At 67.8% G+C, this 24,558-nt stretch carries 21 protein-coding genes; 15 read left to right on the top strand and 6 right to left on the bottom strand.

What is annotated here, in order from left to right:
- Positions 1-79 precede the first annotated feature (79 nt).
- Genes ACW172_RS12245 through ACW172_RS12255 form a run of 3 tightly spaced genes read right to left on the bottom strand, consistent with a single transcriptional unit; the run spans position 80 to position 5,980 of the window.
- Positions 80-1,510 carry an efflux transporter outer membrane subunit gene (locus tag ACW172_RS12245; protein WP_492031718.1) on the bottom strand — a complete coding sequence of 477 codons (1,431 nt, stop codon included), beginning with the start codon at positions 1,508-1,510 and terminating at the stop codon, positions 80-82.
- Positions 1,510-4,758, bottom strand: a complete 3,249-nt coding sequence (locus ACW172_RS12250; RefSeq protein ID WP_492031719.1) for an efflux RND transporter permease subunit — start codon at positions 4,756-4,758, stop codon at positions 1,510-1,512. Before ACW172_RS12250 ends, ACW172_RS12245 begins: the two co-directional genes overlap by 1 nt.
- 7 nt (positions 4,759-4,765) lie before the next feature.
- Entirely contained in the window at positions 4,766-5,980 is a 1,215-nt protein-coding gene (locus tag ACW172_RS12255; RefSeq protein WP_492031720.1) for an efflux RND transporter periplasmic adaptor subunit, read from the bottom strand.
- 166 nt (positions 5,981-6,146) lie between these two features.
- On the opposite strand from ACW172_RS12255, the gene ACW172_RS12260 reads away from it, so the two are divergent.
- The 12 genes from ACW172_RS12260 (at position 6,147) to ACW172_RS12315 (ending at position 19,306) form a co-directional block, all read left to right on the top strand.
- Complete coding sequence (locus ACW172_RS12260) at positions 6,147-6,716, top strand: TetR/AcrR family transcriptional regulator (RefSeq protein WP_492031721.1); 570 nt, start codon at positions 6,147-6,149, stop codon at positions 6,714-6,716.
- 277 nt (positions 6,717-6,993) lie between these two features.
- The gene (locus ACW172_RS12265; protein ID WP_492031722.1) at positions 6,994-7,149 is read left to right on the top strand and encodes a hypothetical protein; all 156 of its coding nucleotides are present in this window, start codon (positions 6,994-6,996) and stop codon (positions 7,147-7,149) included.
- A 187-nt stretch (positions 7,150-7,336) separates the two neighbouring features.
- Positions 7,337-9,016, top strand: coding sequence for a dihydroxy-acid dehydratase (gene ilvD, locus ACW172_RS12270; protein ID WP_492031723.1), 1,680 nt, complete (start codon positions 7,337-7,339; stop codon positions 9,014-9,016).
- A gap of 3 nt (positions 9,017-9,019) precedes the next feature.
- Positions 9,020-10,027 carry a ketol-acid reductoisomerase gene (gene ilvC / locus ACW172_RS12275; RefSeq protein ID WP_492031724.1) on the top strand — a complete coding sequence of 336 codons (1,008 nt, stop codon included), beginning with the start codon at positions 9,020-9,022 and terminating at the stop codon, positions 10,025-10,027.
- Between the two features lie 26 nt (positions 10,028-10,053).
- Positions 10,054-11,766, top strand: coding sequence for an acetolactate synthase 2 catalytic subunit (ilvG, locus tag ACW172_RS12280; RefSeq protein WP_492031725.1), 1,713 nt, complete (start codon positions 10,054-10,056; stop codon positions 11,764-11,766).
- On the top strand, positions 11,763-12,017 hold the full coding sequence (locus ACW172_RS12285; RefSeq protein WP_492031726.1) for an ACT domain-containing protein: 255 nt from the start codon (positions 11,763-11,765) through the stop codon (positions 12,015-12,017). Before ilvG ends, ACW172_RS12285 begins: the two co-directional genes overlap by 4 nt.
- Positions 12,018-12,020: 3 nt before the next feature.
- Positions 12,021-13,436, top strand: a complete 1,416-nt coding sequence (gene leuC / locus ACW172_RS12290; protein ID WP_492031727.1) for a 3-isopropylmalate dehydratase large subunit — start codon at positions 12,021-12,023, stop codon at positions 13,434-13,436.
- Positions 13,429-14,031: a 3-isopropylmalate dehydratase small subunit gene (gene leuD / locus ACW172_RS12295; RefSeq protein WP_492031728.1), complete on the top strand. Its 603-nt coding sequence runs from the start codon at positions 13,429-13,431 to the stop codon at positions 14,029-14,031. The genes leuC and leuD overlap by 8 nt, the downstream gene beginning before the upstream one ends.
- Entirely contained in the window at positions 14,031-15,134 is a 1,104-nt protein-coding gene (gene leuB / locus ACW172_RS12300) for a 3-isopropylmalate dehydrogenase (protein WP_492031729.1), read from the top strand. The genes leuD and leuB overlap by 1 nt, the downstream gene beginning before the upstream one ends.
- A gap of 195 nt (positions 15,135-15,329) precedes the next feature.
- Entirely contained in the window at positions 15,330-16,685 is a 1,356-nt protein-coding gene (locus ACW172_RS12305; protein ID WP_492031730.1) for an ammonium transporter, read from the top strand.
- A gap of 146 nt (positions 16,686-16,831) precedes the next feature.
- Positions 16,832-17,533, top strand: a complete 702-nt coding sequence (locus ACW172_RS12310; RefSeq protein ID WP_492031731.1) for a TorF family putative porin — start codon at positions 16,832-16,834, stop codon at positions 17,531-17,533.
- Positions 17,534-17,770: 237 nt separating this feature from the next.
- Positions 17,771-19,306, top strand: a complete 1,536-nt coding sequence (locus ACW172_RS12315; RefSeq protein WP_492031732.1) for an MFS transporter — start codon at positions 17,771-17,773, stop codon at positions 19,304-19,306.
- 434 nt (positions 19,307-19,740) lie between these two features.
- Here ACW172_RS12315 and ACW172_RS12320 read toward each other — a convergent pair whose 3' ends face one another.
- From ACW172_RS12320 to ACW172_RS12330, 3 genes are read right to left on the bottom strand one after another with little or no spacing between them, the layout of a single operon-like run.
- Positions 19,741-20,376 carry a DUF1190 domain-containing protein gene (locus ACW172_RS12320; protein ID WP_492031733.1) on the bottom strand — a complete coding sequence of 212 codons (636 nt, stop codon included), beginning with the start codon at positions 20,374-20,376 and terminating at the stop codon, positions 19,741-19,743.
- A 5-nt stretch (positions 20,377-20,381) separates the two neighbouring features.
- Entirely contained in the window at positions 20,382-20,801 is a 420-nt protein-coding gene (locus ACW172_RS12325; RefSeq protein WP_492031734.1) for a DUF350 domain-containing protein, read from the bottom strand.
- 23 nt (positions 20,802-20,824) lie between these two features.
- A complete protein-coding gene (locus ACW172_RS12330) occupies positions 20,825-21,484 on the bottom strand; it encodes a DUF2491 family protein (protein WP_492031735.1) in 660 nt (219 codons plus the stop codon).
- Positions 21,485-21,634: 150 nt separating this feature from the next.
- Here ACW172_RS12330 and ACW172_RS12335 point away from each other — a divergent pair, with 150 nt between their 5' ends.
- The 3 genes from ACW172_RS12335 (at position 21,635) to ACW172_RS12345 (ending at position 24,402) form a co-directional block, all read left to right on the top strand.
- Positions 21,635-22,312 carry a YjfI family protein gene (locus tag ACW172_RS12335; RefSeq protein ID WP_492031736.1) on the top strand — a complete coding sequence of 226 codons (678 nt, stop codon included), beginning with the start codon at positions 21,635-21,637 and terminating at the stop codon, positions 22,310-22,312.
- Positions 22,313-22,333: 21 nt separating this feature from the next.
- Positions 22,334-23,077 (top strand): PspA/IM30 family protein, encoded by a 744-nt coding sequence (locus ACW172_RS12340; protein ID WP_492031737.1) that lies wholly within the window; start codon positions 22,334-22,336, stop codon positions 23,075-23,077.
- 161 nt (positions 23,078-23,238) lie between these two features.
- Positions 23,239-24,402: a glutathionylspermidine synthase family protein gene (locus ACW172_RS12345; protein ID WP_492031738.1), complete on the top strand. Its 1,164-nt coding sequence runs from the start codon at positions 23,239-23,241 to the stop codon at positions 24,400-24,402.
- The last annotated feature ends 156 nt before the right edge of the window (positions 24,403-24,558 follow it).

Raw genomic sequence — 24,558 nt, forward strand, 5'->3', positions numbered from 1 at the left:
CCGGGCTGACGCCTGAAACGACGAAGGGGCCGGTGATCGCTCACCGGCCCCTTTGCTTTGCCCGAGTGTGAGCTCGAGGTCAGCTTTCCGCCTGCCAGCCCCCGGCCAGGGCCTTGAACAGGGCGATCTGGTAGGTGGTGACGAGGGCGTCGGACTGGGCGAGAGCGGCTTCCGTGCTGGCCAGGGTCCGTTCGGCGACCAGCACCGTCAGGAAGCTGTCGGCGCCGGCGTCGAAGCGGGTGCGCGACAGGCGGGCGGCGGTGGCGGCCTGATCGCGCGCCTCGGTCAGGGCCGTGCGGCGGTCCAGCTCGTTGGCGTAGTTGGACAGGGCCGTCTCGGTCTCCTGCAGAGCCGTCAGCACGGTCTGGTCGAAGGTCGCCAGGGCCGCGTCGCTCAGGGCGCCCGTCTGGGCGATCCGGGCGCGGGCCACGGCGATGTTCGGGAAGGACCAGCTGATCAGCGGGCCGAAGGAGAACCGGTAGTTCTCGTCCTTGCCCAGATCGCCCGAGTTCAGCGCGGTCGAGCCGTAGGAACCGCCGAGGCTGATGGTCGGATAGAGCGAGGCGGTGGCCACATTCACCCGCGCGGCGGCGGCGGCCAGGTTGCGTTCGGCCTGACGCACGTCGGGACGACGGGCCAGCAGGGCCGCGCCGTCGCCGACCGGGATCGGCTGGGTCAGCTGGGGCGGACGGGCGCAGGTCTTCGCCGCTTCCGAGGCCTCGGCCGGGGTGCGGCCGGTCAGGGTCGAGAGGCGGAACAGGGCCTCGTCCCGCGCGGCCAGAAGCGAGGGCACGGCCGCCCGGGTCTGGGCCAGGGTGGCGCGCGCCTGGGCGACGTCCAGACCGGTGCCGGCGCCGCCGTCCAGCAGACGCTGGGTCAGGTCGACGGTTTTCTGCTGCAGGTCCAGGTTCCGTTGGGCGACGGCGATCTGGGCGTTGGCGGAACAGGCGTCGGCATAGGCGCGAGCGGTTTCGGCGGCGACACTGACGCGGACCACGTCGACGGCCGCCGCCTGGGCGTCGGCGTCGGCGCGGGCGGCGCGGATCGTCGATCCCACGCGACCGAACAGGTCGATCTCGTAGGAAGCGCTGATCCCGGCGTCATAGGTGTCGATCTCGGGCGGCTGGGTCCCGGTGGTCGAGGTGGCGGCCGAGCCCTGGCTGCGCGTCGCGGAGGCGCTCAGGCTGGTGGAGGGCAGGCGGCCGGCGCGGGCTTCCGAGAGCGAGGCCCGGACGGCGCGCAGATTGGCCTCCGCCGCCTCCAGCTGGTTGTTCTCGGCGAAGGCCTGGGTGATCAGGCCGTCCAGCGTCGGGTCGTTATAGAGCCGCCACCAGTCGCTGCGGGCCTCGGCGGTCGAGGTGACCGCCGTCGAGGATGAGCCAATGAAGGCGCCCGACGCCTGGGGGGGAAGGTCGGCGTCGGGCGCCTTCGGCCCAACCGCGCAGGCTGCCAGTACAAGAGCGGCAGGGGCGACGGTCAGGAACCGTTGAACGTAGGAACGAGCGGTCATCAGTGGTCTCCGGCCGGGCCCGTGGCGGGCAGCGGCTGGTTGGGGTCTTGCGGCGCGGTCCCGGTGGTCGGGGCCGGCGGCGTCTTGGACGGCTCATGCGGGATGCGGGCCGCGATGGCGCGGGTGAGGACATAGAAGACCGGCGTGAACAGCAGGCCGAAGATGGTCACCCCCAGCATCCCGAAGAAGACCGCCGCGCCCAGGGCCTGGCGCATTTCGGCGCCCGGACCTTCGGCCAGCACCAGCGGCAGAACGCCGAGGATGAAGGCGAAGGAGGTCATCAGGATCGGGCGAAGACGGGTCCGGGCGGCGGAGACGGCGGCGTCCCAGCGGTTCAGACCTTCTTCTTCCGCCTGTTTGGCGAACTCGACGATCAGGATGGCGTTCTTCGCCGCCAGCGCCACCAGCACCACCAGTCCGACCTGGACCAGGATGTTGTTGTCGAGACCCAGGGCGTTGACCCCGAGCATGGCGGCCAGCACGCACATCGGCACGATCAGGATGACCGCCAGAGGCAGGGTGAAGGCCTCGTAGTTGGCGGCCAGCACCAGGAAGACCAGCAGGACCGACATCGCGAAGATCAGGCCGGCGCCGCCCGAAGCGGATTTCTCCTGGAAGGCCAGTTCGGTCCATTCGTAGGAGAAGCCGGGGGGCAGGGTCGCGGCCGCCAGTTGCTCCATCTGGGCGATGGCCTGACCGGACGACACGCCCGGCGCGCCCTGACCCTGCAGTTCGGCCGCCGGGAACAGGTTGAAGCGCACGATCCGCGACGGACCAGAGTCCTGACGCAGGTTGGCGAGCGAGCCGATCGGCACCATGGCGCCCGAGGTCGACTTGACCTTCAGGTTGGCGATGTCGGCCAGGTCGTCGCGATAGGACGGCTCCGCCTGGGCGGTGACGCGATAGGTGCGGCCGGCCATGTTGAAGTCGTTGATGTAGGACGAGCCCAGATAGATGCCCAGGGTGCTGAACACCGAGGACGGCTGGACGCCCAGCATCAGGGCCCGGTCACGGTCGACGTCGGCGGCGATGCGCGGCGAGGCGGTGTTGTAGGTCGAGAAGACCTGCTGCAGCTCGTCGGGCTTCTGGGCCGCGGCGCCCATCATGGCGAAGGTGGCGCCTTCCAGAGCGCGGTAGCCCGCGCCGGAACGGTCCTGGACCATCATCTTGAAGCCGTTGCCGGTGCCCAGCCCCTGAACCGAGGGCGGGGCGATGACGAAGATATTGGCTTCCTCGATGCCGCCGGTGGCCTGGGTGATGGCCCCGGCGAGGGCGGCCGCCTTGGTCTCCTTGGACTTGCGGTCCTCGGACGGGTCCAGACGGACGAAGATGGTCGCGGCGTTGGAGCCGAAGGCGAAGCTGGAGCCGTCGAGGCCGGCGAAGGCCACGGTGCCGTTGACGCCCTCCTTGGACTGGATGATGTCCTTGGCCTTCAGCATGACCTGCTGGGTGCGATCGAGCGACGAGCCGGCCGGCAGCTGGATGACGCCGATCAGGAAGCCCTGATCCTGCTCGGGAATGAAGCCCGAGGGGGTGTCGACCAGACGCCAGGCGGTCAGGCCCAGCAGGCCGAGGTAGACGACCAGGACGATGGCGACCAGACGGACCAGCTTGGCGGTGACCCGGCCGTACTGGTTCGACAGCCAGTCGAAGCCTTCGTTGAACTTGCGTCCGCCGAGGCCGACGTACCAGACGACCGAACCCCAGACGCCGGGCTTGCGATGGCCATGGCCCTCGGCGTGCGGCTTGAGCAGCAGGGCGGCCAGCGCCGGCGACAGGGTCAGGGAGACGAACAGGGAGGTCACCGAGGCCGCGGCGATGGTCACCGCGAACTGGCGATAGAAGATCCCCGGAATGCCCGGCACGAACATGGTCGGGATGAACACCGAGACCAGCACCAGACCGATGGCGATCAGGGCGCCCGAGACTTCCTCCATCGAGCGATAGGCGGCGTCGCGTGGACTGAGCCCCTCGCCGATCAATCGCTCGACGTTCTCGACCACGACGATGGCGTCATCGACGACGATGCCGACGGCGAGAATGAGGGCGAGCAGCGACAGGGAGTTCAGCGAATAGCCGAGCGCCAGCTGGACCGCGAAGGTGGCGACCAGGGCGACCGGGATGGCGATGATGGGGATGATCGCCGCGCGCCAGGTCTGCAGGAAGACCATGACCACGATGACGACGAGGATGATCGCTTCAACCAGGGTGTGCTGCACCGACTCGACCGAGGCGGCGACGAACTCCGTGGGGTTGTAGGCGACCTTGACCTCGGCGCCTTGCGGCAGGTCCTTGCGGATGGCTTCCAGCTCGGCCTGGACGCGTTCGGCGGTGCCGAGCGCATTGGCGCCGGGCTGCTGGACGATGGCGACGCCGACGCCGCGCTTGCCGTCGAAGAAGCCGCGGATGCCGTAGTCCTGGGCGCCCAGCTCGACGCGGGCGATGTCGGACAGACGGGTCACGGCGCCGTTGGCGTCGGTCTTGAGCACGACCTGGCCGAACTCTTCCGGCGTGTTCAGACGGCCCTGAACCTGAATGGGTTGCTGGAAGGCGGCGGCGTTGGTGGCGAAGGGCGGGGCGCCGATCGAACCCGCTGCGGCCTGGACGTTCTGGGCCTGCAGGGCGGCGATGATTTCCGGGGCGGACAGGTTTCGGGCCGCGGCCTTGGCCGGGTCGATCCAGACGCGCATCGAATAGTTGCCGCCGCCGAAGACGGTGACCCCGCCGACGCCCTCGATCCGCAGCAGACGGTCGCGGATGGTGGAGTTGGCGTAGTTGCCCAGATAGTCGTTCGAGAGGCTGCCGTCGGGCGAGGTGACCGAGGCGATCAGCAGGAAGCCCTGTGACGCCTTGGCGACCACGACCCCGGTCTGGCGCACCTGATCGGGCAGGCGCGGTTCGGCCAGGGCGACGCGGTTCTGGACAAGCACCTGGGCCTTGTCGAGGTCGGTGCCCGGCTTGAAGGTGACGGTGATGGCCACCGCCCCGTCCGAGGTCGACGAAGAGGTGACATAGAGCATGTCCTCAACGCCGTTGATTTCCTGCTCGATGGGGGCGGCGACGGTCTCGGCCAGGGTCTCGGCCGAGGCGCCGGCGAAGGCGGCGTTGACCGTGATCGTGGGCGGCGCGATCTCCGGATACTGCGAAAGCGGCAGCAGCGGATAAGCGGCGAGGCCCACGATGGTGATGACCACCGACAGCACGGCCGCGAAGATCGGCCGGTCGATGAAGAAGCGGGAGATGTTCATGTGTGGATCAGTCGCCGATCGCAACGCTGCCCGAGAGAGCGCTGGCTGAGGTCGCCGTGGCGGCCGGGGGGGCATAGGTGACGGGGGCGGCGTTCGCCGTCGGCGTGTGGGTGATGCGGCCGGGGTTGGCCTTCACCTTCTGACCGGGCTGCTGAACGCGCGAGCCGCCGTTGATGATGACGCGGTCCTGGGCGGTGATGCCCGAACGGATCACGCGCAGGCCGTCGATCAGCGGGCCGAGGACGACCGGACGCGGCGTGACCGTGCCGTCGGCCGCGACCACAGCGACGGTGCGCTGGTCGGCGCCGGCGGAGACCGCCGAATCCGGAACCAGCAGGGCGTCATAGGCGCCGGCGCCGGCGACGCGGATCTGACCGAACATGCCGGGCTTCAGGAAGCCGTCGCCGTTCTGGATGATGGCCCGCAGGCGGATGGTGCCGGAAGACGGATCGATGGCGTTGTCGGTGAAGTCGAGCGTGCCGGAGTGACCGAACTCAGCCTCGTCCTGCAGGCGGATGCGGACCGGGGCGCCCTTACCGGCGCGGACCTGGCGCTGATACTTGAGCAGCACCGCTTCCGAGCCGTCGAAGACGAACCAGATCGGCGAGGAGGAGACGATGGTGGTCAGGACGTCGGCGGCCGACGACCCGCCCGCGACCAGGTTGCCCGGGTCGGTGCGGCGGTTGGACACGCGGCCCGAGACCGGGGCGGTGACGCGGGTGAACTCCAGCTGCAGCTGGGCGGCGCGGACATTGGCCTGGGCGGCGGCGACATTGGCCTCTGCGGTGCGCAGGGCGCCGGTGTTGGCGTCGACCTCGGCCTGGGACACGGCCTGCGAGGCCAGCAAGCCCTGGGAGCGGGTCAGATTGGTGCGGGCCAGGGCCACCTGGGCGTTGGCCTGGGCGACCTGGGCCTGGGCGGCGGCGAGGCTGGCCTGGGCCGGACGCGGATCAAGCGTGAACAGCAGCTGGCCGCGCTGGACATAGTCGCCGTCCTTGAAGTGGACCGACTGGACATAGCCGCCGACGCGGGCGCGGACGTCGACCTGCTGGGTCGCCTCGAAGCGGCCCGTGAAATCGTCCCAGTCGACGATCCGTTCCTGCAGGGGGTTGGCCACGGTGACCGGGGCGGGGGGCGGCGGACCGGCGGCCTCGCTCTTGGAACAGCCATAAAGCGCGGCCGCAATCATGGCGGACACGGCGACGATCTTCAGCCTGCGCATGCAAGGCCCTCCAGCAAGCAATTTGAGTCCAGGCGGACAAACGGGCAAATGGGGGGACGCGCCCGCAGGTCAACACCTGATGACATGTTTATTGTGCGACTGCGAAAACCTTGTCAACAGACGATGACATAGCCATACTCCCAATGGGGCCTTTGAGGACATCAACTTGAGTTTCGAGCTTTGCAGCAGACCCCGGAACGCCGCCGCCACGCGGGAGGCCATTCTCAAGGCGGCCAATCGTCGCTTTTCGGCTGAAAGCTACGACCAGGTCGGCATGCGTGACGTCGCCCGGGATGTCGGCGTCGATCCGGCCCTGATCTCCCGCTATTTCGGCTCCAAGGAAGAACTGTTCGTCGCCGTGCTCGAGGACTGCGGCAACGGATCCAGCATCACCGAGGGTCCGCGTGAGACGTTCGGCGAACGGATGGCGCATGACCTCGTTTACGGGCCCAAGAAGGAAGGCAAGCTGGAGTGGCTGCTGATCCTTCTGCGCTCCATCTCCTCGCCCAAGGCCGCCGAGATCGTCCAGCGCAACTCGCGCAACCGCTTCTATCAGCCCTTCACCGACTGGGTCGGCGGCCCGGACGCCATCGTTCGCGCCCGTCTGGCCGGCGCCTTCATGATGGGGCTGGCGATCAGCCGCGACATCACCGGCGGCTTTGACATGACCCCCGCCGAATGTGAGGCGATGTGCAGGCGGCTCGCCGGATTACTTCAGGATCTGATCGACAACTGACACCGCTGTCGGTCGGGAATTTTGCACGCACCGCCCCGGCTGCGGCCAGCGAATCCCGCCTGTTTCGTACCCATCGCGATATCCTCGAGCCGCGAGGCTGGCTGTTTTCGCCTGAACGGCTCAGGCAGGGGTGCGATTTTCGACCCGCAATTGGCGTCAGGGGGTGGATTTTACCTCCGACGGTCACGTGAGGCTGAAATTTGGAAATTTATTCCAAGCGACGGTTGCGCCGGGCCGGTTAATCTGGCTTTATGCCGGGGTAAGCAGGAGATCGGCCGTGCGCCAATCCATTCGCCATGACCACAAGACGCGGGGGGCTCAGGCCGTCGCCGCGGCGCGCGCCAGCGTCGGTCCCGCGATGCTGACCACCCTCATTCTCAGCGTACTCCTCGGCCTTCTCCTTAGCGGAGCGGGATGGATGCAGCTGACCTGAGCACACGCAAAATCAGGATCACACGCACCCACCCGCTCCCGCCAGGAAGCGGGTTTTTTCATACCCGAAACGACCCCGAATACCTCTTCGCCGCTCCCGAACGACCGACCAGCAGAAACGACCGCCTCCCGTGACCACGCAAGATTCCCCTCCTGAAAACAGCGCCGGCAACCGTCGGAGCTCGGTCGTGACCAAGGGTCCGAACCGGGCGGCGGCGCGGTCCTATCTGCGCGCGGCGGGGATGCAGGACGCCGACTTCGACAAGCCGATGATCGCCATCGTCAACACCTGGTCGACCATCACCCCGTGCAACATGCATCTGAACCGGCTGGCCAACGACGTCCGCGCCGGGATCATCGCGGCGGGCGGCTATCCAGTCGACTTCAACACGGTGATGGTCACCGACGGCATCTCCATGGGCACGCCGGGGATGAAGGCCTCGCTGATCTCCAGAGAAGTCGTCGCCGACTCGATCGAACTGGCCGTCGAGGGGCATCAGCTGGACGGCGTCGTCTGCATCGTCGGCTGCGACAAGACCATTCCGGCGGCGGCCATGGCCCTGGCACGGATGGATATCCCGGGCCTGGTCTACTACGGCGGCACCATCATGCCGGGCGTGATCGGCTCCAGGGAGGTCTCGGTCCAGGAGGTCTTCGAGGCCATCGGCGCCCATGGCGCGGGCACCATCGACGACGAGCAGCTGAAGATGGTCGAGAGCGCCGTCTGCCCCGGCGCCGGCGCCTGCGGCGGCCAGTTCACCGCCAACACCATGGCCATGGCCCTGGCCGTCATGGGCATCTCGCCCATGGGCGCCAATGACGTTCCCGCCGTCGATCCGGCCAAGGCGGCCGAGGGTCATCGCTGCGGTCAGTTGATCGTCGAGCGCGTCTTCGCCGGCGACAGCGCCCGCAAATACATCACCCGCGCCAGCCTGAAGAACGCCGCCGTCGCCGTCTCGGCCTCGGGCGGATCGACCAACGCGGTCATGCACCTGACCGCCATCGCCATCGAGGCGGGCGTCGACTTCGGCGTCGAGGACTGCCATCAGGCCTGTGTCGAGGCGCCGGTCATCTGCGACCTGAAGCCGGGCGGCAAGTTCCTGGCCTCGCACCTGTACGCCGCCGGCGGCACCCGTCTGGTCACCCAGCGGCTGGCCGAGGCCGGCAAGATCACGAACACCCCGACCGTCTCGGGCCGCAGCCTGTTCGCCGAGGCCGCCGAGGCCGAGGAAACCCCCGGTCAGGTGGTCGTCGCCACCATCGACCAGCCGATCATGGAGCGCGGCTCCTATGCGGTCATCTACGGCGACGTCGCTCCCGAAGGCGCGATCATCAAGCTGACCGGCCACAAGGTCGATCGCTTCGAAGGCCCCGCCGCCGTCTTCGACAGCGAGGAAGACGCCTTCCACGCCGTCCAGGACGGATCGGTGGGGGAGGGCGACGTCATCATCATCCGCTACGAAGGGCCCAAGGGCGGTCCGGGCATGCGCGAGATGCTGCAGGTCACCGCCGCCCTGAAGGGGCGCGGCATCTCCGACGTCGCCCTGCTGACCGACGGCAGGTTCTCGGGCGCCAGCTACGGCTTCGTCGCCGGCCACGTCTCGCCGGAAGCGGCGGTCGGCGGGCCGATCGGCCTGATCCGCGACGGCGACCGCATCACCATCGACGTCACCAACCGCCGCATCGACGTCGCCGCCGACCTGGCCGCGCGCCGTGCGGACTTCGTCCTGCCGCCCATGGCCCCGGCCCACGGCGTCTTCGCCAAATACCGCGCCTCGGTGGCTTCGGCCTCGCAAGGGGCGGTCACCATTCCCAACCCTCCGCCGGCCCAAACGCCCGCGAATATCAAAGCAACCGAGAAGGCCTGAGCCATGGAAATCTACACCAACGACGACATCCGTCCCGGCGTCATCGCCGGCCAGCGCATCGCCGTCATCGGCTATGGCTCGCAGGGCCGCGCCCACGCCCAGAACCTGAAGGACAGCGGCCACGACGTCATCGTCGGCGTCCGTGAGGGCGGCAAGGGCTGGAAGAACGCGACCTCGGACGGCCTGGCCACGGCCGAGCCTTCGGAAGCGGTCAAGGACGCCGACATCATCGCCATCCTGACGCCGGACATGGCCCAGGCCGAGATCTACAAGACCGTCATCGAGCCCTTCGCCAAGGCCGGTTCGGCCCTGCTGTTCGCCCACGGCTTCTCCATCCTGTACGGCCGCGTCACGCCGCGCGAGGACATGGACGTCATCCTGGTCGCGCCCAAGGGGCCCGGCGATCTGGTCCGTCGTGAATACGCCCGCGGCCGCGGCGTCCCGGCCCTGTTCGCCATCGAGAAGGACGTCACGGGCAAGGCCCGCGACCGCGCCATGGGCTATGCCAAGGGCATCGGCGGCGCCACCGGCGGCCTGCTGGAAACCAGCTTCAAGGAAGAGACCGAGACCGATCTGTTCGGCGAACAGGCCGTCCTGTGCGGCGGCGCCAAGGAACTGGTCATGGGCGGCTTCTCGACCCTGGTCGAGGCCGGCTACCAGCCCGAGATCGCCTACTTCGAATGCCTGCACGAGCTGAAGCTGATCGTGGACCTGTTCTACGAGGGCGGCATCACCAAGATGAACGAGTTCATCTCCGAGACCGCCAAATGGGGCTCGGTCGTCTCCGGCCCTCGCGTCATCAACGGCGAGACCCGCGAGCGCATGAAGGAGATCCTGACCGAGATCCAGAACGGCACCTTCGCCCGCGAATGGATCGCCGAGAACGAAGCCGGCAAGGGCGCCTATGACGCCCTGGTCAAGGCCGACAGCGAGCATCCGATCGAGGTCGTCGGCGCGGGCCTGCGCGAGCGCATGGCCTGGCTGCACGCCCCCAAATCCGAAGCCGCCTGAGCGCCTGAGTAGTTAGAGCCAAACCGATGAGCGCCGCCGCTACAGCCATAAAGCCCTCCGCCGAGACCGAACCCCAGTCGGGTGCGCGTCTGGTGGTCTCCACGCTCGAGAAGCTGGGGGTCGAGGTGCTGTTCGGCTATCCCGGCGGCGCCATCATGCCCATCTACGACGCCATCGCCGGGTCGAAGCTGCGCCACTACCTGTGCCGTCACGAACAGGGCGCGGCCTTCGCGGCCGACTCCTATGCGCGGGTCTCGGGCAAGGTCGGGGTCTGTATGGCCACCTCGGGGCCGGGCGCGACCAATCTGGTCACCGGCATCGCCAACGCCATGCTGGATTCCATCCCCATGGTCTGCATCACGGGCAATGTGGCCCAGGGCGTCATGGGCATGGACGCCTTCCAGGAGGTCGACATCCTGGGCGTCACCCTGCCGATCGTGAAGCACTCCTATCTGGTCCGCAGCGCCGCCGACATTCCGGCGGTGATCGAGGAGGCCTTCCACATCGCCCGCTCGGGCCGCCCTGGGCCGGTCCTGATCGACCTGCCCAAGGACGTCCAGTTCGAGATGACTGACGCCCCGCGCGGCATCCATCTGTCGAACGAGATCGATGTCGCCGAGGCCTCGATCATCGCCGAGGCGGAAGCCGCCATCCGCGCGGCGAAGAAGCCGATCCTCTACATCGGCGGCGGGGCCAAGATTTCGGGCGCGGTCGAGGCCGTTCGCGACTTCGCGGCCATGACCGGCATCCCGCAGGTCTCGACCCTGAACGCCCTGGGCACCATCCCGACCGGTCAGGACAACTTCCTGGGCATGCTGGGCATGCACGGAACCCGCGCCGCGAACGAAGCGGTTCAGGACTCGGACCTGCTGATCGTCGTCGGCGCCCGTTTCGATGACCGCGCCACCGGCAAGCTGACCGAGTTCGCGCCCCACGCCGGCGTCGTCCACTTCGACATCGACCCGTCGGAGATCGGCAAGCTGCGCCCGGTCGCCGTCGGCGTCACCGGCGACCTGAAGCCCAATCTGGAAGCCCTGAACGCCCGGCTGGCGCGTGGCGCCCCGATCGACGTCTCCGGCTGGGCGGACCAGTGGCGCGCCCGCTCGGCCGAGACCGCCTTCGACTATAATGCGCCGGGCGAGGGGGTCTTCGCGCCGCAGCTGCTGAACGAGTTGTCGAAGAAGGCCGGGCCCAACTTCATCGCCGCCTGCGACGTCGGCCAGCACCAGATGTGGGTCGCCCAGTACTGCGAGTTCTCGCGGCCCCAGGCCCACATCACCTCGGGCGGTTTGGGCTCGATGGGTTTCGGCCTGCCCGCGGGCATCGGCGCCAAACTGGCCGAGCCGGACTCCTGCGTCGTCACCATCACCGGCGACGGCGGGGTGATGATGAACATCCAGGAGCTGGCGACCGTCAACCGCTTCAAGATCCCGCTGAAGATCATCCTGCTGGACAACTCGCGTCTGGGCATGGTGCGCCAGTGGCAGGAGTTCTTCTTCGAGCGGAACTTCTCCGAGGTCGATCTGTCGGACAATCCGGACTTCGTGAAGGTCGCCGAGGCCTTCGGCATTCCGGCCTTCCGCATCGACCGCCGCGATCAGGTCTCGGCCGGCATCGACCGGCTGCTGGCCGCCGAAGGGCCGATCCTGGCCCACGTCATTATCGATCCCGCCGACAACGTCTGGCCCCTGGTTCCCCCGGGCAAGAACAACGGTGAAATGCTGGAGGGCTCACGATGAGCGACACCATCCATATCCTGATCGACCGCGCCGACGGCGCCCTGCAGCGTCTCATCGGTCTGGTGGAGCGGCGCGGCTTCCACATCGACGCCATGGACATGGCCACCGAAGGGGCCGCCCTGCGCATCGCCCTGACCGTGCGCGGCCGCGACGCGGGCCGGTCGATCGTCAATCTGGGCCAGCAGATCGACCGTCTGGTCGGGGCGCGCCGCGTCTCGAACGACAGCGCCTTTCGCTTCGAGGCCGCCTGACCGATGAGCGTACCGCGTACATTGTATGAGAAGGTCTGGGACCGGCATCTGGTGGTGCCGGAAACCGAGGCCACGCCCGGCGTTCTGTATATCGACCTGCATCTGGTCCATGAGGTCACCAGCCCCCAGGCCTTCAGCGAAATCGAGAGCCGGGGGCTGAAGGTCCGCCGGCCCGATCGCACCTTCGCGACGCTCGACCACTCGACCCCGACCCTGCCCGCCGTGAATGGCCAACGCCCCTATGTCACCGCCGAGGCGCGCGATCAGGTGGCGCGGCTGGAGAAGAACTGTGCGGCCCACGGCGTCGAGCTGGCGGGCTGGGATTCGGATGCGCGCGGCGTCGTTCACGTCCTGGGGCCGGAGCTGGGCCTGACCCAGCCGGGCATGACCGTGGTCTGCGGCGACAGCCATACGGCGACCCACGGGGCCTTCGGAGCCCTGGCCTTCGGCATCGGCACCTCCGAGGTCGGCCATGTGCTGGCGACCCAGTGCCTGCTGCAGCGGACCTCGAAGACCCTGCGCGTCACCGTCGACGGCGAACTGCAGCCCGGCGTCTCGGGCAAGGACGTGGCCCTGGCCGTGATTGCCGCGCTCGGCTTCGGCGGCGGCACCGGCTACGTCATCGAATATGCGGGCGAGGCGGTGCGGTCGCTGGACATGGAAGGGCGGATGACCCTGTGCAACATGTCCATCGAGGCCGGCGCCCGGGCGGGCATGATCGCCCCGGACCAGAAGACCATCGATTGGCTGCGCGGTCGCCGCAAGGTTCCGCAAGGCGCCGCCTACGAAGCCGCCGCCGCCGAATGGCTGAGGCTGGCCTCGGACCCCGGCGCGGTGTTCGATAAGGAGGTCGTGCTGGACGGCGCGGCCATCCGTCCGATGGCGACCTGGGGCACGACGCCGGACGCCGGCGCCCCCATCGGCTCGAAGGTCCCTGAGCCGCAGTCCGACAGCGACCGCAAGGCCATCGCCTATATGGGTTTCGAGGCCGGGCAGACCACGACCACCCAGGCCGTCGACGTCGTCTTCGTCGGCTCCTGCACCAACGGCCGCCTGCCCGACCTGCGCGCCGCCGCCGAGGTGCTCAAGGGCCGCAAGGTCAAGGACGGCGTCCGCATGCTGGTGGTCCCGGGCTCGGAAGCCGTGCGCCGCGACGCCGAGGCCGAGGGGCTGGACCAGATCTTCATCGCCGCCGGGGCCGAATGGCGCCTGCCCGGCTGTTCGATGTGCATCGCCATGAACGGCGACACGGTCGGACCGGGCCAGCTGGCGGTCTCGACCTCCAACCGCAATTTCGAAGGCCGTCAGGGCAAGGGCGCCCGCACCATCCTGGCCAGCCCGGCGACCGCCGCGGCCAGCGCCATCGCCGGTGTCCTGACCGATCCGCGCGTCTATCTGACGGAGGCGGCCGATGCCTGAGCCGATCAGAGTCTTCACATCGCGGTCGCTGGTCCTGACCCAGGCCAATATCGACACCGACCAGATCATCCCGGCCCGCTTCCTGACCACGACGGAGACGACGGGGCTGGGGGCCAAGGCCTTCTACGACTGGCGCTATGAAGCCGACGGCTCGGCCCGGCCCGAGGCCGTGCTCAATCGCATCGACCCGGCCGAGCACCGCATCCTGGTCGCGGGCGACAATTTCGGCTGCGGCTCGTCGCGCGAGCATGCGCCCTGGGCCTTGTACGACTACGGCTTCCGGGCGGTGATCTCGACCGGGATCGCCGATATCTTCACCTCCAACGCCCTGAAGAACGGCCTGCTGCCCATCGTCGTCGATCAGGCGACCTGGGACGATCTGGTGGCCCATCCGGAACAGCCGGTGACCATCGACCTGGAGACCAATGAGGTGCGGCGCGGCAACCATGCCCCCGTGACCTTCGCCGTCGAGGCCTTCGCCCGCCAGTGCCTGCTGGACGGCGTCGACACCCTCGGCTGGCTGCAGAACAAGCTGCCTGATATCGAAGCCTTCGAAGGCGTCCACGACGCCCGGACCCAAACGGAAACCGTCTGATGCCCACGCCCAAAACCTGGAAGATCGCCCTGCTGCCCGGCGACGGCGTCGGCCCCGAGGTCATCGCCGCGACCAAGGCGGTGCTGCAGGTGATCGGCGACTTCTACGACCACGACTTCCAGTTCTCCGAACACCTGATCGGCGGGGCCGGGATCGACGCGGTCGAGAATCCGCTGCCGCAGGACACCATCGACGCCTGCCTGGCCTCGGACGGGGTGCTGCTGGGCGCCGTCGGCGGGCCGAAGTGGGACGGCCAGAAGCTGCGGCCTGAGCAGGGGCTGCTGGGCTTGCGCAAGGCCATGGGCCTGTACGCCAACCTGCGCCCGCTGCAGGTCTCGCCGGTCATGGCCCACCGTTCGCCGCTGAAGAAGGAGATCGTCGAGGGCGTCGACCTGATCGTCTTCCGTGAGCTGACCGGCGGCGTCTATTTCGGCGACAAGGGGCGCAATGACGACGGCTCCGCCTATGACGTCTGTTCCTACTCGATCGAGGAGATCGAACGGGTCTCGCGCGCGGCCTTCAAGATCGCCATCCAGCGTCGCGGCAAGGTCACCTCGGTCGACAAGGCCAATGTCATGGAGACCAGCCGCCTGTGGCGCGAGGTCGTGACCCGCATCCACGCCGAGGAGTTCCCCCAGGTCGAGCTCAAGCACGCCCTGGTCGATTCGATGGCCATGCACCTGATCCAGCGGCCGCGCGACTATGACGTCATCCTGACCGAGAACATGTTCGGCGACATCCTGTCGGACGAGATTTCGGTGCTGGGCGGCTCCATCGGCCTGCTGCCGTCGGCCTCGCTGGGATCGGGCGGGCCGGGCCTGTTCGAACCGATTCACGGTTCGGCGCCGGACATCGCCGGCAAGGATCTGGCCAACCCGGTCGGGACGATTCTGTCGGCCGCCATGCTGCTGCGCCACGGTCTGGGACTGGAGGACGAAGCCGGTTCGATCGAGGCCGCGGTTGCCGCCGTCCTGGCCGCCGGGGCCACCACGGCCGACCTGGGTGGCGAATTGGGCACACGCGCCGCGGGAGAGGCGATCATCGACGCCATCCGCGCCATCCACTGGGCCGCTGCCCACCGTGTGCAGATGCACTGGGGTTAAGCTTTTCGTTAGCATTTGCGAAAGAGGTATGAATTTCCGAATTCGTGCCTCTTTCCGGCAATATTCCTCAAGAGGGCCGTGCTGAAATAATACGCCAGCACGAAAATTGCGCCGACCACGGCAAACCCTCTTGCATATGTCCGTTTTGCGATGGTTACCTCGCAGTTGCGAGATTGCAGAGGGGCTACAACGCAAATGTCACAGGTACTGAATCGACTTCCGGGCATCCTTGCCCTGCTGGTATTGACCGCCGTGCTGTTCTACGCGGGCGGCGCCTTCGCGCAGGAGGCCGCGGCTCCCGCGCCGGTCCTGCTGGCTCACCAGGCCGCGCTTGATCTGAACGGCGCGGACACCGCCTGGCTGGCCACCTCGGCCGCCCTGGTCCTGCTGATGACCCTGCCGGGCCTGGCCCTCTTCTACGGCGGCATGGTGCGCCGCAAGAACGTCATCGCCACCATCACCCAGTCGGTCGGCGTCTTCGCCGTCGTGACCATGGTCTGGTTCATCGCTGGCTATTCCCTGGCCTTCGGCAAGAACCCGGACCCGACCCTGAACAACTACATCGGCAGCCTCGACAGCCTGTTCCTGAACGGCGTGACGCTCGAGACCGCCCACAGCCTGCTGCCGGGCATCCCGGAGTTCGTCTTCCTGACGTTCCAGATGACCTTCGCCATCATCACCCCGGCCCTGATCACCGGCGCCTTCGCCGAGCGCTTCAAGTACTCGGCCCTGCTGCTGTTCACGGCGCTGTGGTCGCTGCTCATCTACTCCCCGATCTGTCACTGGGTCTGGGGTGGCGGCTTCCTCGGTTCGGCCGGCGTGCTGGACTTCGCCGGCGGCGCGGTCGTTCACGTCAACTCCGGTGTCGCCGGTCTGGTCTGCGCCCTCTTCCTGGGCCGTCGCAAGGGCTATGGCGTCGAGCCGATCAACCCCCACAACCCCGTCCTGACCATGATCGGCGCCTCGCTGCTGCTCGTGGGCTGGATCGGCTTCAACGCCGGTTCCGCCGGCGCCGCCAACGGCCTGATGGGCGTGGCCCTGTTCAACACCATCGCCGCCGCCGCCGCCGCCGCCCTGACCTGGAAGATCATCGAGGTCATGCACAAGCGGAAGCCGTCGCTGATCGGCATGCTGTCCGGCATCGTCGCCGGTCTGGTCGCCATCACCCCGGCCGCCGGCTTCGTCGATCCCAAGGGCGCGGTCATCATCGGCCTGATCGCCGGTCCGGTCTGCTATATCTCCTCGGTCTGGATCAAGAAGCTGCTGCGCTACGACGACTCCCTGGACGCCTTCGGCATCCACGGCGCCGGCGGTCTGCTCGGCGCCCTGCTGACCGGCGTGTTCGCCTCGACCGCGATCAACAGCCTGTCGGAAGGCGCCAACATCGGCGCCCAGGCCCTCGGCCTGGCCTGGACCATCGCCTACTCGGCGATCGGCACCCTGGTCATCCTGATCATCTGCAAGTTCACCACCGGCCTGCGGGTCTCGGATGCTGAAGAAGCCGAAGGTCTGGACACCGTGCTGCACGGCGAATCGCTGGAGCACAGCTAAGACGCCTACCGCGCGGGATGCGGCTGGAAACGCATCCCGCGCACCACCTCAACGACGAACAGACCACCAAGACTGCAACCGACCGGAGCTCCGGAGCTCTCTCATCCGCCGGCCGGCTCTCACAAACCCACTGGAAGGGGATACCCATGAAACTGCTCACCGCCTCCGCCCTCGCCGGGGCCGCCGCCCTGGCCCTGATGGCCTCCGCCGGCGCCGCCTCGGCCCAGGACGTCGCCGTCACCGCCAACATCGCCGTCACCAGCGACTACGTCTTCCGCGGCTTCAGCCAGTCCAATGAAGATCCGGCCGTCCAGGGCGGCGTCGACGTCACCGTCGGCTCCAGCTTCTACGCTGGCGTCTGGGCCTCGAACGTCGACTTCGGCGACAACACCGAAGCCGAGATTGACGTCTACGGCGGCTTCCGCGGCGAGACCAAGGGCTACAGCTGGGATGTGGGTCTGATCACCTACCTCTACGCCCCGGGCGCGAACCAGGACTACGACTACGTCGAGCTGAAGGCCGCCGGTTCGCGCGCCATCGGTCCCGTGACCGCCGGCGCCGCCATCTACTTCTCGCCGGACTTCTTCGGCGCGGACAAGGCAGCGACCTACGCTGAGCTGAACGCCTCCTACGCCACCCCGGTCACCGGCCTGTCGGTCTCGGGCGCCGTGGGCGAGCAGTGGCTGAGCGTCTCGGACGACTATGCGACCTGGAACCTGGGCGCCACCTACGCCTTCGCCGGCACCCCGCTGTCGCTGGACGTTCGCTACACCGACACCGACGTCGACAACCCGGCCGTTCCGATCAGCGATGGCCGCGTCTTCGCCACCGTGAAGGCCACATTCTAGGTCCGAAACGGTGTTATAGGGGATCTGTTCGTGGTGTGAGACGCGAACAGGTCGCCCCCGCCCCAAGGGCGGAGACGACAAGGAATGTGGCCCCGCGGCGCGCCCGCGGGGCCACTTTTCGTTACGGCGGGGCTTAAGGGGCTGGACCATACGCCCCTGTCCGTGGAAGCAAGGCGGTATCCAAGAGCCGCGCGGCGCCGTCGCCGCAGGGGCCGCCCGGGAACCGCACAGGACCTCATGAGCCAGTCAGACGTCACCGACACCGCAGCCCCCAAGGGCGCAGGCCTCGCCTTCGCCTATGTGACCACCCTCTTCTTCGCCTGGGGCTTCGCCACCTCCCTGGTCGATCCGCTGATCGCGGCGGTGCGCGGGGTGTTCGAGCTGAGCTTCACCGAAGCCCTGCTGACCCAGTTCGCCTGGTTCACCGCCTATGGCGTCTTCTCCCTGCCGGCCGCCGCCGTCCTGTCGAAGCTGGGCTATGCCCGGTCGATCGTCAGCGCCCTGGGCGTCATGGTCCTGGGCGCCCTGATCGTGCCCCTGTCGACCCTGATGAACTTCTATCCGGGCGTGCTGATCGCCCTGTTCGTGATCGGCGGCGGGGTGACCCTGCTTCAGGTCGCGGCCAACCCGCTGGCGGCCTCGCTGGGCTCGGCGGGCAAGTCGCACTTCCGCCTCGTCTTCTCCCAGGCCTTCAACTCCCTGGGCACCGTCGTCGGGCCGCTGCTGGGCGCGACGGTGATGCTGTCGGGCGGCATCTTCGTCGCCGGCGGCGTGACCGAGCTGGCCTCGTTCGAAGGGCTTGTCCTGCTGGGTCTGGGCCTCGTGCTCGGCGCCGTGGCGGGCGGCCTGATCGGCGGGCTGAAGCGCTCGTTCAAGAGCTGGCTGATCATCGGCGCGGCCCTGGGTCTGGCCATCGGCTGGCTGGTCTTCCTGCAGCACTACATCGGCCAGGTGGAGGCCACCGGCGCCGCCGCCGCGGCCAACGTCGATCTGGCCCCTGCCGCTGCCGCTCCGGCCGCCGCGACGCTGGATCCGGCCCTGCGCGCCGTGACCCTGCGCAACATCGACCAGGTCTTCTTCATCCTCGCCGTCCTGTTCGGCGCCCTGGGCGCCTTCATCTGGCTGATCCGCTCGCGCCTGAAGGCGCCGGGTCAGGAGTCGGGCCACGTCGAGTCGCCGTTCAAGGCCCTGTCCTCGCCCTGGGCCATCGCCGGCGCCGGCGCCATCTTCCTCTACGTCGGCTCCGAGGTCTCCATCGGCAGCCTGATGACCAACCTGCTCCACTCGGAAGGCACCCTGGGTCTGCGGATCGAGGACGCCGGCCGTCTGGTCGCCCTCTACTGGGCCGGCGCCCTGATGGGCCGGTTCGCGGGCAGCGCCCTGTTGACCCGCGCCCCGGCCGCCCTGCTGCTGACCGTCTGCACGGTGGCGGCGGCGATCCTGAGCTTCGTGGTCTTCCAGAGCACCGGCGCGGCCGCGGCCTTCGCCGCCCTGTCGATCGGCCTGTTCAACTCCATCATGTTCCCGGCCATCTTCACCCTGACACTGGAGCGTTCGACGGCCCCGGCCTCGGCGACCTCGGGCCTGCTGGTCTTCGGCATCATCGGCGGGGCGCTGCTGCCCCTGCTGGCTGGCCAGATCGCCGACATGGGCAATCTGAACCACGCCTTCGTCGTGCCTCTGGTCGGCTATGTGCTGCTGACGGTCTTTGCCGTCGCCGCCATGCGGACGAAGCCGGTCACGGCTGCGGGCGTGAGCGCCGCCAGCCACTGATCTGAACCGTCTTTGCACTCGAAAAAAACCGGGTGCAAAAAGTGCAAGGCTTGAAGCCGGGTGAGAGAGGCGGCCGTCAGGGTGCTGATCTTGCCCGGCTTTTGTTTTGGGCGGTGGCGGGCGCCGGATTGCACTCGAGTGCAGAGGGCGTGCGGTGCGCATGCGAGCGGGCGGAATGTCAAAGACCGGAGCGCGGAAGTGTACCTCAGCCGGGGAGGGCGCCGGATCGAATGCGGCGGATTTCTCGTAAGGCGCTGTTCGGGAAGGGGATCGGGTTCGCCGGAGTGCGAGGTTGAACCACTCTCCAACACCAAACCCCTCATCCTCGGGACGAGCCCGAGGATGACGGACAACAATTGGAAAGGGCGGGCCGTAAGGCCCGCCCTTCGTTGTTTCGCTCTGGGTCCCCGCCTTCGCGGGGATGAGCGGATTGACTACCCCCCGAAACTGCGGCCGCCGCCGCCGAAACCGCCGCGGGAGACGACGGTGGTGCGGCTCTGGACGCGGGACGGGGCCTGACGGGCGACGTCGACGTCGTTGCGGTTGGCGACGGTGCGGCCCGTGCGGTAGTCGCGGCTGAGATAGCCGCCGCCGTAGCCGTTCGAGTACTGGCCGTCGCGGTCGCGATACAGGGGGCCGCCGCCACGATAGCCGCCGCCGTTCATCAGCTGGCCGATGATGAAGCCGGTCGCCAGCGGACCGAAGAAGGAGCCGCCGCCGTGGTTGATCGGGCGGCACTGTTCCGGCCCCCACTGGCCCTCGCACTCGGCCTGGGTGGCGTAGCGGGGGCCGTTCTCCTTCGCCTGATCGTCGGCGGCCTTGTATGCGGTGTCGCATTCGGCGTCGGAGACGTCGTTGGCGGCCTTGCAGTCGGCCAGCGAAGTATAGGCCGGGGCCGGATCGGGTTCCGGCGCCGCCAGCTGGGGCTGCCCGCAGGCGGCGAGCGAGAAGCTGGCCGTGGCCATCAGGCTGGTGACGTGCAGGCTGCGCGAGCGCATCAGCCGGCGCATGGAGCGCGACCCTTCCTCGGGGCGCTCCTCGACGGGTTTGGGTGTGGTGTTGTCGGTCATGGATCTTACGCCGTCATGCAGGCGGCGTTGAGCAGCCCGATGCAGATGGAGATTGAGGCCAGATAGACGGCGGCGGAGGTCTCGCCCGCCTCGATGCGCTCGGCCATCTTGCGATAGACGAGGCGGCTGACGATGACGAAGGCCAGGATCTGGATGATGGCGGCCAACAGGGCCCAGGCGGCGAATTCGCGCAGGGTCACCGTGTGCGACAGCGCCGAGGCGAGGGGCAGGACATAGCCGATCAGGGCGCCGCCGAGCGAGATGGCGGCGGCCGTGTTGCCTTCGCGGATCAGGGTCTGCTCGTGATAGGGCGTGACCCACTGGTAGATCAGCTTGAAGGCGACGGTGAAGACGCCCGCCGCGGCGAAGGCGATCAGGAAGGCGGTCGCCCCCTGGATGAAGGCGTAGCGGTCGAAGTCGAACATTCCAGTCTCCCCAAATGCGCGCGTCAGGCGCGGAACTCGGCCATCTCCAGAGGGATGCCGATCATGATTTCGTGGCTGAGGTCGCCCTGTTTGCCCCGGGCGTCCTCTGGCTGCATCTCCAGGGCCAGCATCAGTTCGCGGCCGTCATCCAGATCGCGCGCGTAGAGCATGCAGGTCTGGAAGATCTTGGAATAGGGGACGCGGGCGGCGCGGTCGTCCCAGACCGTCTCCCATAGCGTCACGGGCGGCTGGCGGCCGTCGGCCTCGGTGAACCAGAAGCGCGGATAGTCGGGCAGGCTTTCGGCCGCGCCGTGGAAGACGGGCTCGGACAGCCGGTCCTTCCAGATGCGCCGTTCGCGGTCGCCGGCCGGGTACGCTGAAGTCCAGGGCGTGAAGAGGGTGAAGTCGTAGCTCTCCAGCCCGGCCGCGTCGTCGCTCATGGCCTGAAGCATCAGATGGTCCTCGGTATAGAACCGGTGGACGAACTGGCCGCTGTCGAGGGTGATGGTCCCCTGGGCCGTGATGTCGAGGACGTCGCGGTCGAGGGTGAATTTGGTCTGGTCGCCCAGCCGGCGCCAGGCCAGCGGGTCCAGGGCGACGGTGCGGCCGATGGTGATGTTGCGCACCACGGCCAGGGCGGGCGCCGCCGGTGCATCCTGTCCGCCGAAGAGACGCTTGAACATGGTCTGTCCTTAGCCTCGATCCGCGCGGGCGGCGAGGGCGTGTCCTGCACGATCCGGTGTGTCACGCGTCTGAAGCGGGTGCATGCGACAAAAAATCACTCCGCTCGCGCCTCTTGTCAAGCGTACATGTTACGCGTTACATGTAACGTCATGACGGACGAGGACGACAGCCTGTCGCCGAACGCAGCCACGGATCGTATCCGGGCCTGGCGGAAGGCGCGCCGTGAGGCGGGGATGATCAAACTCGAGTTCTGGGTTCCCCAGGCGGCGCGCGACGATGTGAAGGCGGCGGTGCGCGCAATCGTCACGGACTCGGCGCGGGCGCCTGCTCTTGCTCCCCGCCAACGATCCGCTCACTTCCAAGCCTTCATTCCTGGAGCCGACCATCAAATGGACGCCGTGATCGAAACCCCCTGGACCGTGCCGGCCATCAAGACCGCACTGGACGCCTCAAGCCTGATCCGCGAGGGCGAAATGACCCTGCGGGTGCTGGAGGGCGCCGAGCCCGTCCTGCTGGTGACCATGCATGAATACGGCGACCTGCCGATCTATCTATCGGTCGGCGGCGCGCAGATCGTGGTCTCGGTGCTGCTGTGGCCCGTGTCCGAACAGGCCGATCCGGCCCGGTTCAACGAATTCCTGCTCAAGGCCCAGCGGGTCGTGCCCCTGTCGAACTTCGCGATCACCTCGGTGGGCGGCGAAGATGTCTATGAGTTGATGGGCGAACTGTCGTGCAAGACGACGCTTCAGACCATATTGATCGAACTGCGCACCCTGGCCGAGAACGCGATCGACGCCACGGCCCTGCGCGAAACCTTCGACGCCTGATTTCGGAACCGGATCTTACAGATGTCCATGCTCTCCAAACTCTCCGCCCTGTTCCGCGGCACGGCCCATGACGCCGGCCAGTCGATCGTCGACGCCAATGCGCTGAAGATCCTGGATCAGGAAATCCGCGACGCCGATAATGCCCAGGGCAAGGCCCGCGACGACCTGGCCGGTCTGGTGGCGCGCCGCCGCATGGCTGAAAACGAGCTGCAGAGCTTCGGCGAGCAGATCTCGAAATACGAAAGCTCGGCCCGCGCCGCCCTCGGTCAGGGCAAGACCGATCTGGCGCGCGAAGTCGCCGGCCGCATCGCCGAGCTGGAGACCGAGATCTCGACGCGCGGTCCGCAGATCGAGAACATGAAGGCCGCCGAGGCCAAGCTGCGCACCGCCATCGCCTCGACCGACCAGAAGATCGAGACGCTCCGGCGCGAGATCGACATCGTCAAGGTCAATGAGAGCGTCCAGCGCGCCCAGACCTCGGTGGCCCTGCAGTCGGCGGGCGCCCAGTCGCGCATCGGCTCGGCGGCGGACAGCCTGCAACGCATCAAGCAGCGTCAGGCGGTCAACGAAGAGAAGCTGCGCGCCGGTCAGGAGCTGGAAGACAAGCGCACCGGCGCCGACCTCGACGCCAAGCTGCGCGACGCGGGGATCCTGCCCGGACATGCGTCCGCGGATGACGTGCTGGCGCGGCTGACGCAGCAGGACATCAAGGTGGTGACGCCGCAGATCGAGACGTCCGTGCCGGTCGAGAAGGACAAGGCTTGAGTTAAGTCTCCTCCCTGTCGCGCCGCGACGGGGAGGTGTCACGGCGCGGCTTCGCGTCGTGACGGAGGGGTTCTTGAACTCCCATGATCGCGCGTGCGGGCAGAGCCCCTCCACCGCTTCGCGGTCCCCCTCCCCACGACGTGGGGAGGAGACGGAAAAGCATGCAACGCATCAAACTCTCCCCCCGCGCGGACTGGCAGGCCAAGGCCGAGGCTGTCGGGTTCACCTGGAACCACGTCGACGGCCAGCAGTACTGGGACGAGGGCGCGGCCTATGAATTCTCGATGGCCGAGATCGAGGAGGGCATCGAGGCGCCGACCGAAGAGCTGCATTCGATGTGCCTGGATCTCGTCGATGAGGCGGTCCAGTCCGAGCGGCTGATGACCCAGCTCGAGATTCCCGAGGCCATGCGCGACTATGTCGCCGACAGCTGGAAGCGGAACGAGCCGTCCCTCTATGGCCGGTTCGACTTCGCCTATGACGGGACGGGTCCGGCCAAACTCTATGAGTACAACGCCGACACCCCGACCTCGGTGTTCGAGACGGCGGTGTTCCAGTGGCTTTGGCTTGAGGACCAGATCGCGGCGGGCGTCTTCCCCGAGGACACGGACCAGTTCAACGGCCTGCACGAGAAGCTGGTCGAGCGGTTCCGCGCCATCTTCCCGGATGGCGGCTTCGTGCATTTCAGCTCCGTCCCCGACTATGTCGAGGACCGGCAGACGGTGCTGTTCCTGGAGGATCTGGCCAAACAGGCCGGGCTGGATCCGCAGTTCGTGGCCATCGGCGACATCGGGCTGAACGAGGCCGGGCGGTTCGTCGACCACGAGAACTATGAGATCGGAGCGATGTTCAAGCTCTATCCGTGGGAGGAGATGCTGCGCGACGACTATGCCGAGCCCCTGCCCAATGCGGAGATCACGGTGCTGGAGCCGGCGTGGAAATCCCTGCTGTCCAACAAGGGCATATTGCCGCTGCTGTGGGAGCGGCACGCGGGGCATCCGAACCTGCTGGAAGCCTATTTCGAGAACGATCCGGCCCATACGCGGCTGGGCTCGTCCTATGTCAGGAAGCCCCTGTTCTCGCGCGAGGGGGCCAATGTCGAACTGGTCAAGGACGGGCGCAAGTCGGCGGTGCTGGACGGCGGATACGGCGACGGGGCCTGGATCCGGCAGGCGCTGCACGCCCCGCCGAAGTACGACAACCGCTATGTCATCGTCGGCTCCTGGGTCGTCGGGAACGAAGCGGCCGGGATCGGCTTGAGAGAGGATCGCGGCCGGATCACGCGCAACGGCTCGCGCTTCGTGCCGCATGTGATCCGGGGGTGAACGCTCTCAATTCGTTTGGGGCGAAACGATCGGTGACCTGACAGACGGGTTCGCGGTCGTTAGGAAGCCCTGCTCCTGACGAAAAGGTCCGCCATGTCGATGATCACGACTGCCACCCCGACGCGAACGGGAGTAGCTTCCTCCGCCCAGATGTCT

Source organism: Brevundimonas sp. ALps5 (assembly GCF_058681645.1).

Bases quoted from the DNA above. Each gene is read 5' to 3' on its own strand.
- ilvG (WP_492031725.1), top strand. From the start codon at position 10,054: ATGAGCGCCGCCGCTACAGCCATAAAGCCCTCCGCCGAGACCGAACCC.
- ACW172_RS12255 (WP_492031720.1), bottom strand. From the start codon at position 5,980: ATGCGCAGGCTGAAGATCGTCGCCGTGTCCGCCATGATTGCGGCCGCG.
- ACW172_RS12330 (WP_492031735.1), bottom strand. From the start codon at position 21,484: ATGTTCAAGCGTCTCTTCGGCGGACAGGATGCACCGGCGGCGCCCGCC.
- leuD (WP_492031728.1), top strand. From the start codon at position 13,429: ATGCCTGAGCCGATCAGAGTCTTCACATCGCGGTCGCTGGTCCTGACC.
- ACW172_RS12245 (WP_492031718.1), bottom strand. From the start codon at position 1,510: ATGACCGCTCGTTCCTACGTTCAACGGTTCCTGACCGTCGCCCCTGCC.
- ACW172_RS12325 (WP_492031734.1), bottom strand. From the start codon at position 20,801: ATGTTCGACTTCGACCGCTACGCCTTCATCCAGGGGGCGACCGCCTTC.
- ilvC (WP_492031724.1), top strand. From the start codon at position 9,020: ATGGAAATCTACACCAACGACGACATCCGTCCCGGCGTCATCGCCGGC.
- ACW172_RS12345 (WP_492031738.1), top strand. From the start codon at position 23,239: ATGCAACGCATCAAACTCTCCCCCCGCGCGGACTGGCAGGCCAAGGCC.
- ACW172_RS12285 (WP_492031726.1), top strand. From the start codon at position 11,763: ATGAGCGACACCATCCATATCCTGATCGACCGCGCCGACGGCGCCCTG.
- leuB (WP_492031729.1), top strand. From the start codon at position 14,031: ATGCCCACGCCCAAAACCTGGAAGATCGCCCTGCTGCCCGGCGACGGC.
- ACW172_RS12315 (WP_492031732.1), top strand. From the start codon at position 17,771: ATGAGCCAGTCAGACGTCACCGACACCGCAGCCCCCAAGGGCGCAGGC.
- ACW172_RS12305 (WP_492031730.1), top strand. From the start codon at position 15,330: ATGTCACAGGTACTGAATCGACTTCCGGGCATCCTTGCCCTGCTGGTA.
- leuC (WP_492031727.1), top strand. From the start codon at position 12,021: ATGAGCGTACCGCGTACATTGTATGAGAAGGTCTGGGACCGGCATCTG.
- ACW172_RS12335 (WP_492031736.1), top strand. From the start codon at position 21,635: ATGACGGACGAGGACGACAGCCTGTCGCCGAACGCAGCCACGGATCGT.
- ACW172_RS12320 (WP_492031733.1), bottom strand. From the start codon at position 20,376: ATGACCGACAACACCACACCCAAACCCGTCGAGGAGCGCCCCGAGGAA.
- ACW172_RS12310 (WP_492031731.1), top strand. From the start codon at position 16,832: ATGAAACTGCTCACCGCCTCCGCCCTCGCCGGGGCCGCCGCCCTGGCC.
- ACW172_RS12340 (WP_492031737.1), top strand. From the start codon at position 22,334: ATGTCCATGCTCTCCAAACTCTCCGCCCTGTTCCGCGGCACGGCCCAT.
- ACW172_RS12250 (WP_492031719.1), bottom strand. From the start codon at position 4,758: ATGAACATCTCCCGCTTCTTCATCGACCGGCCGATCTTCGCGGCCGTG.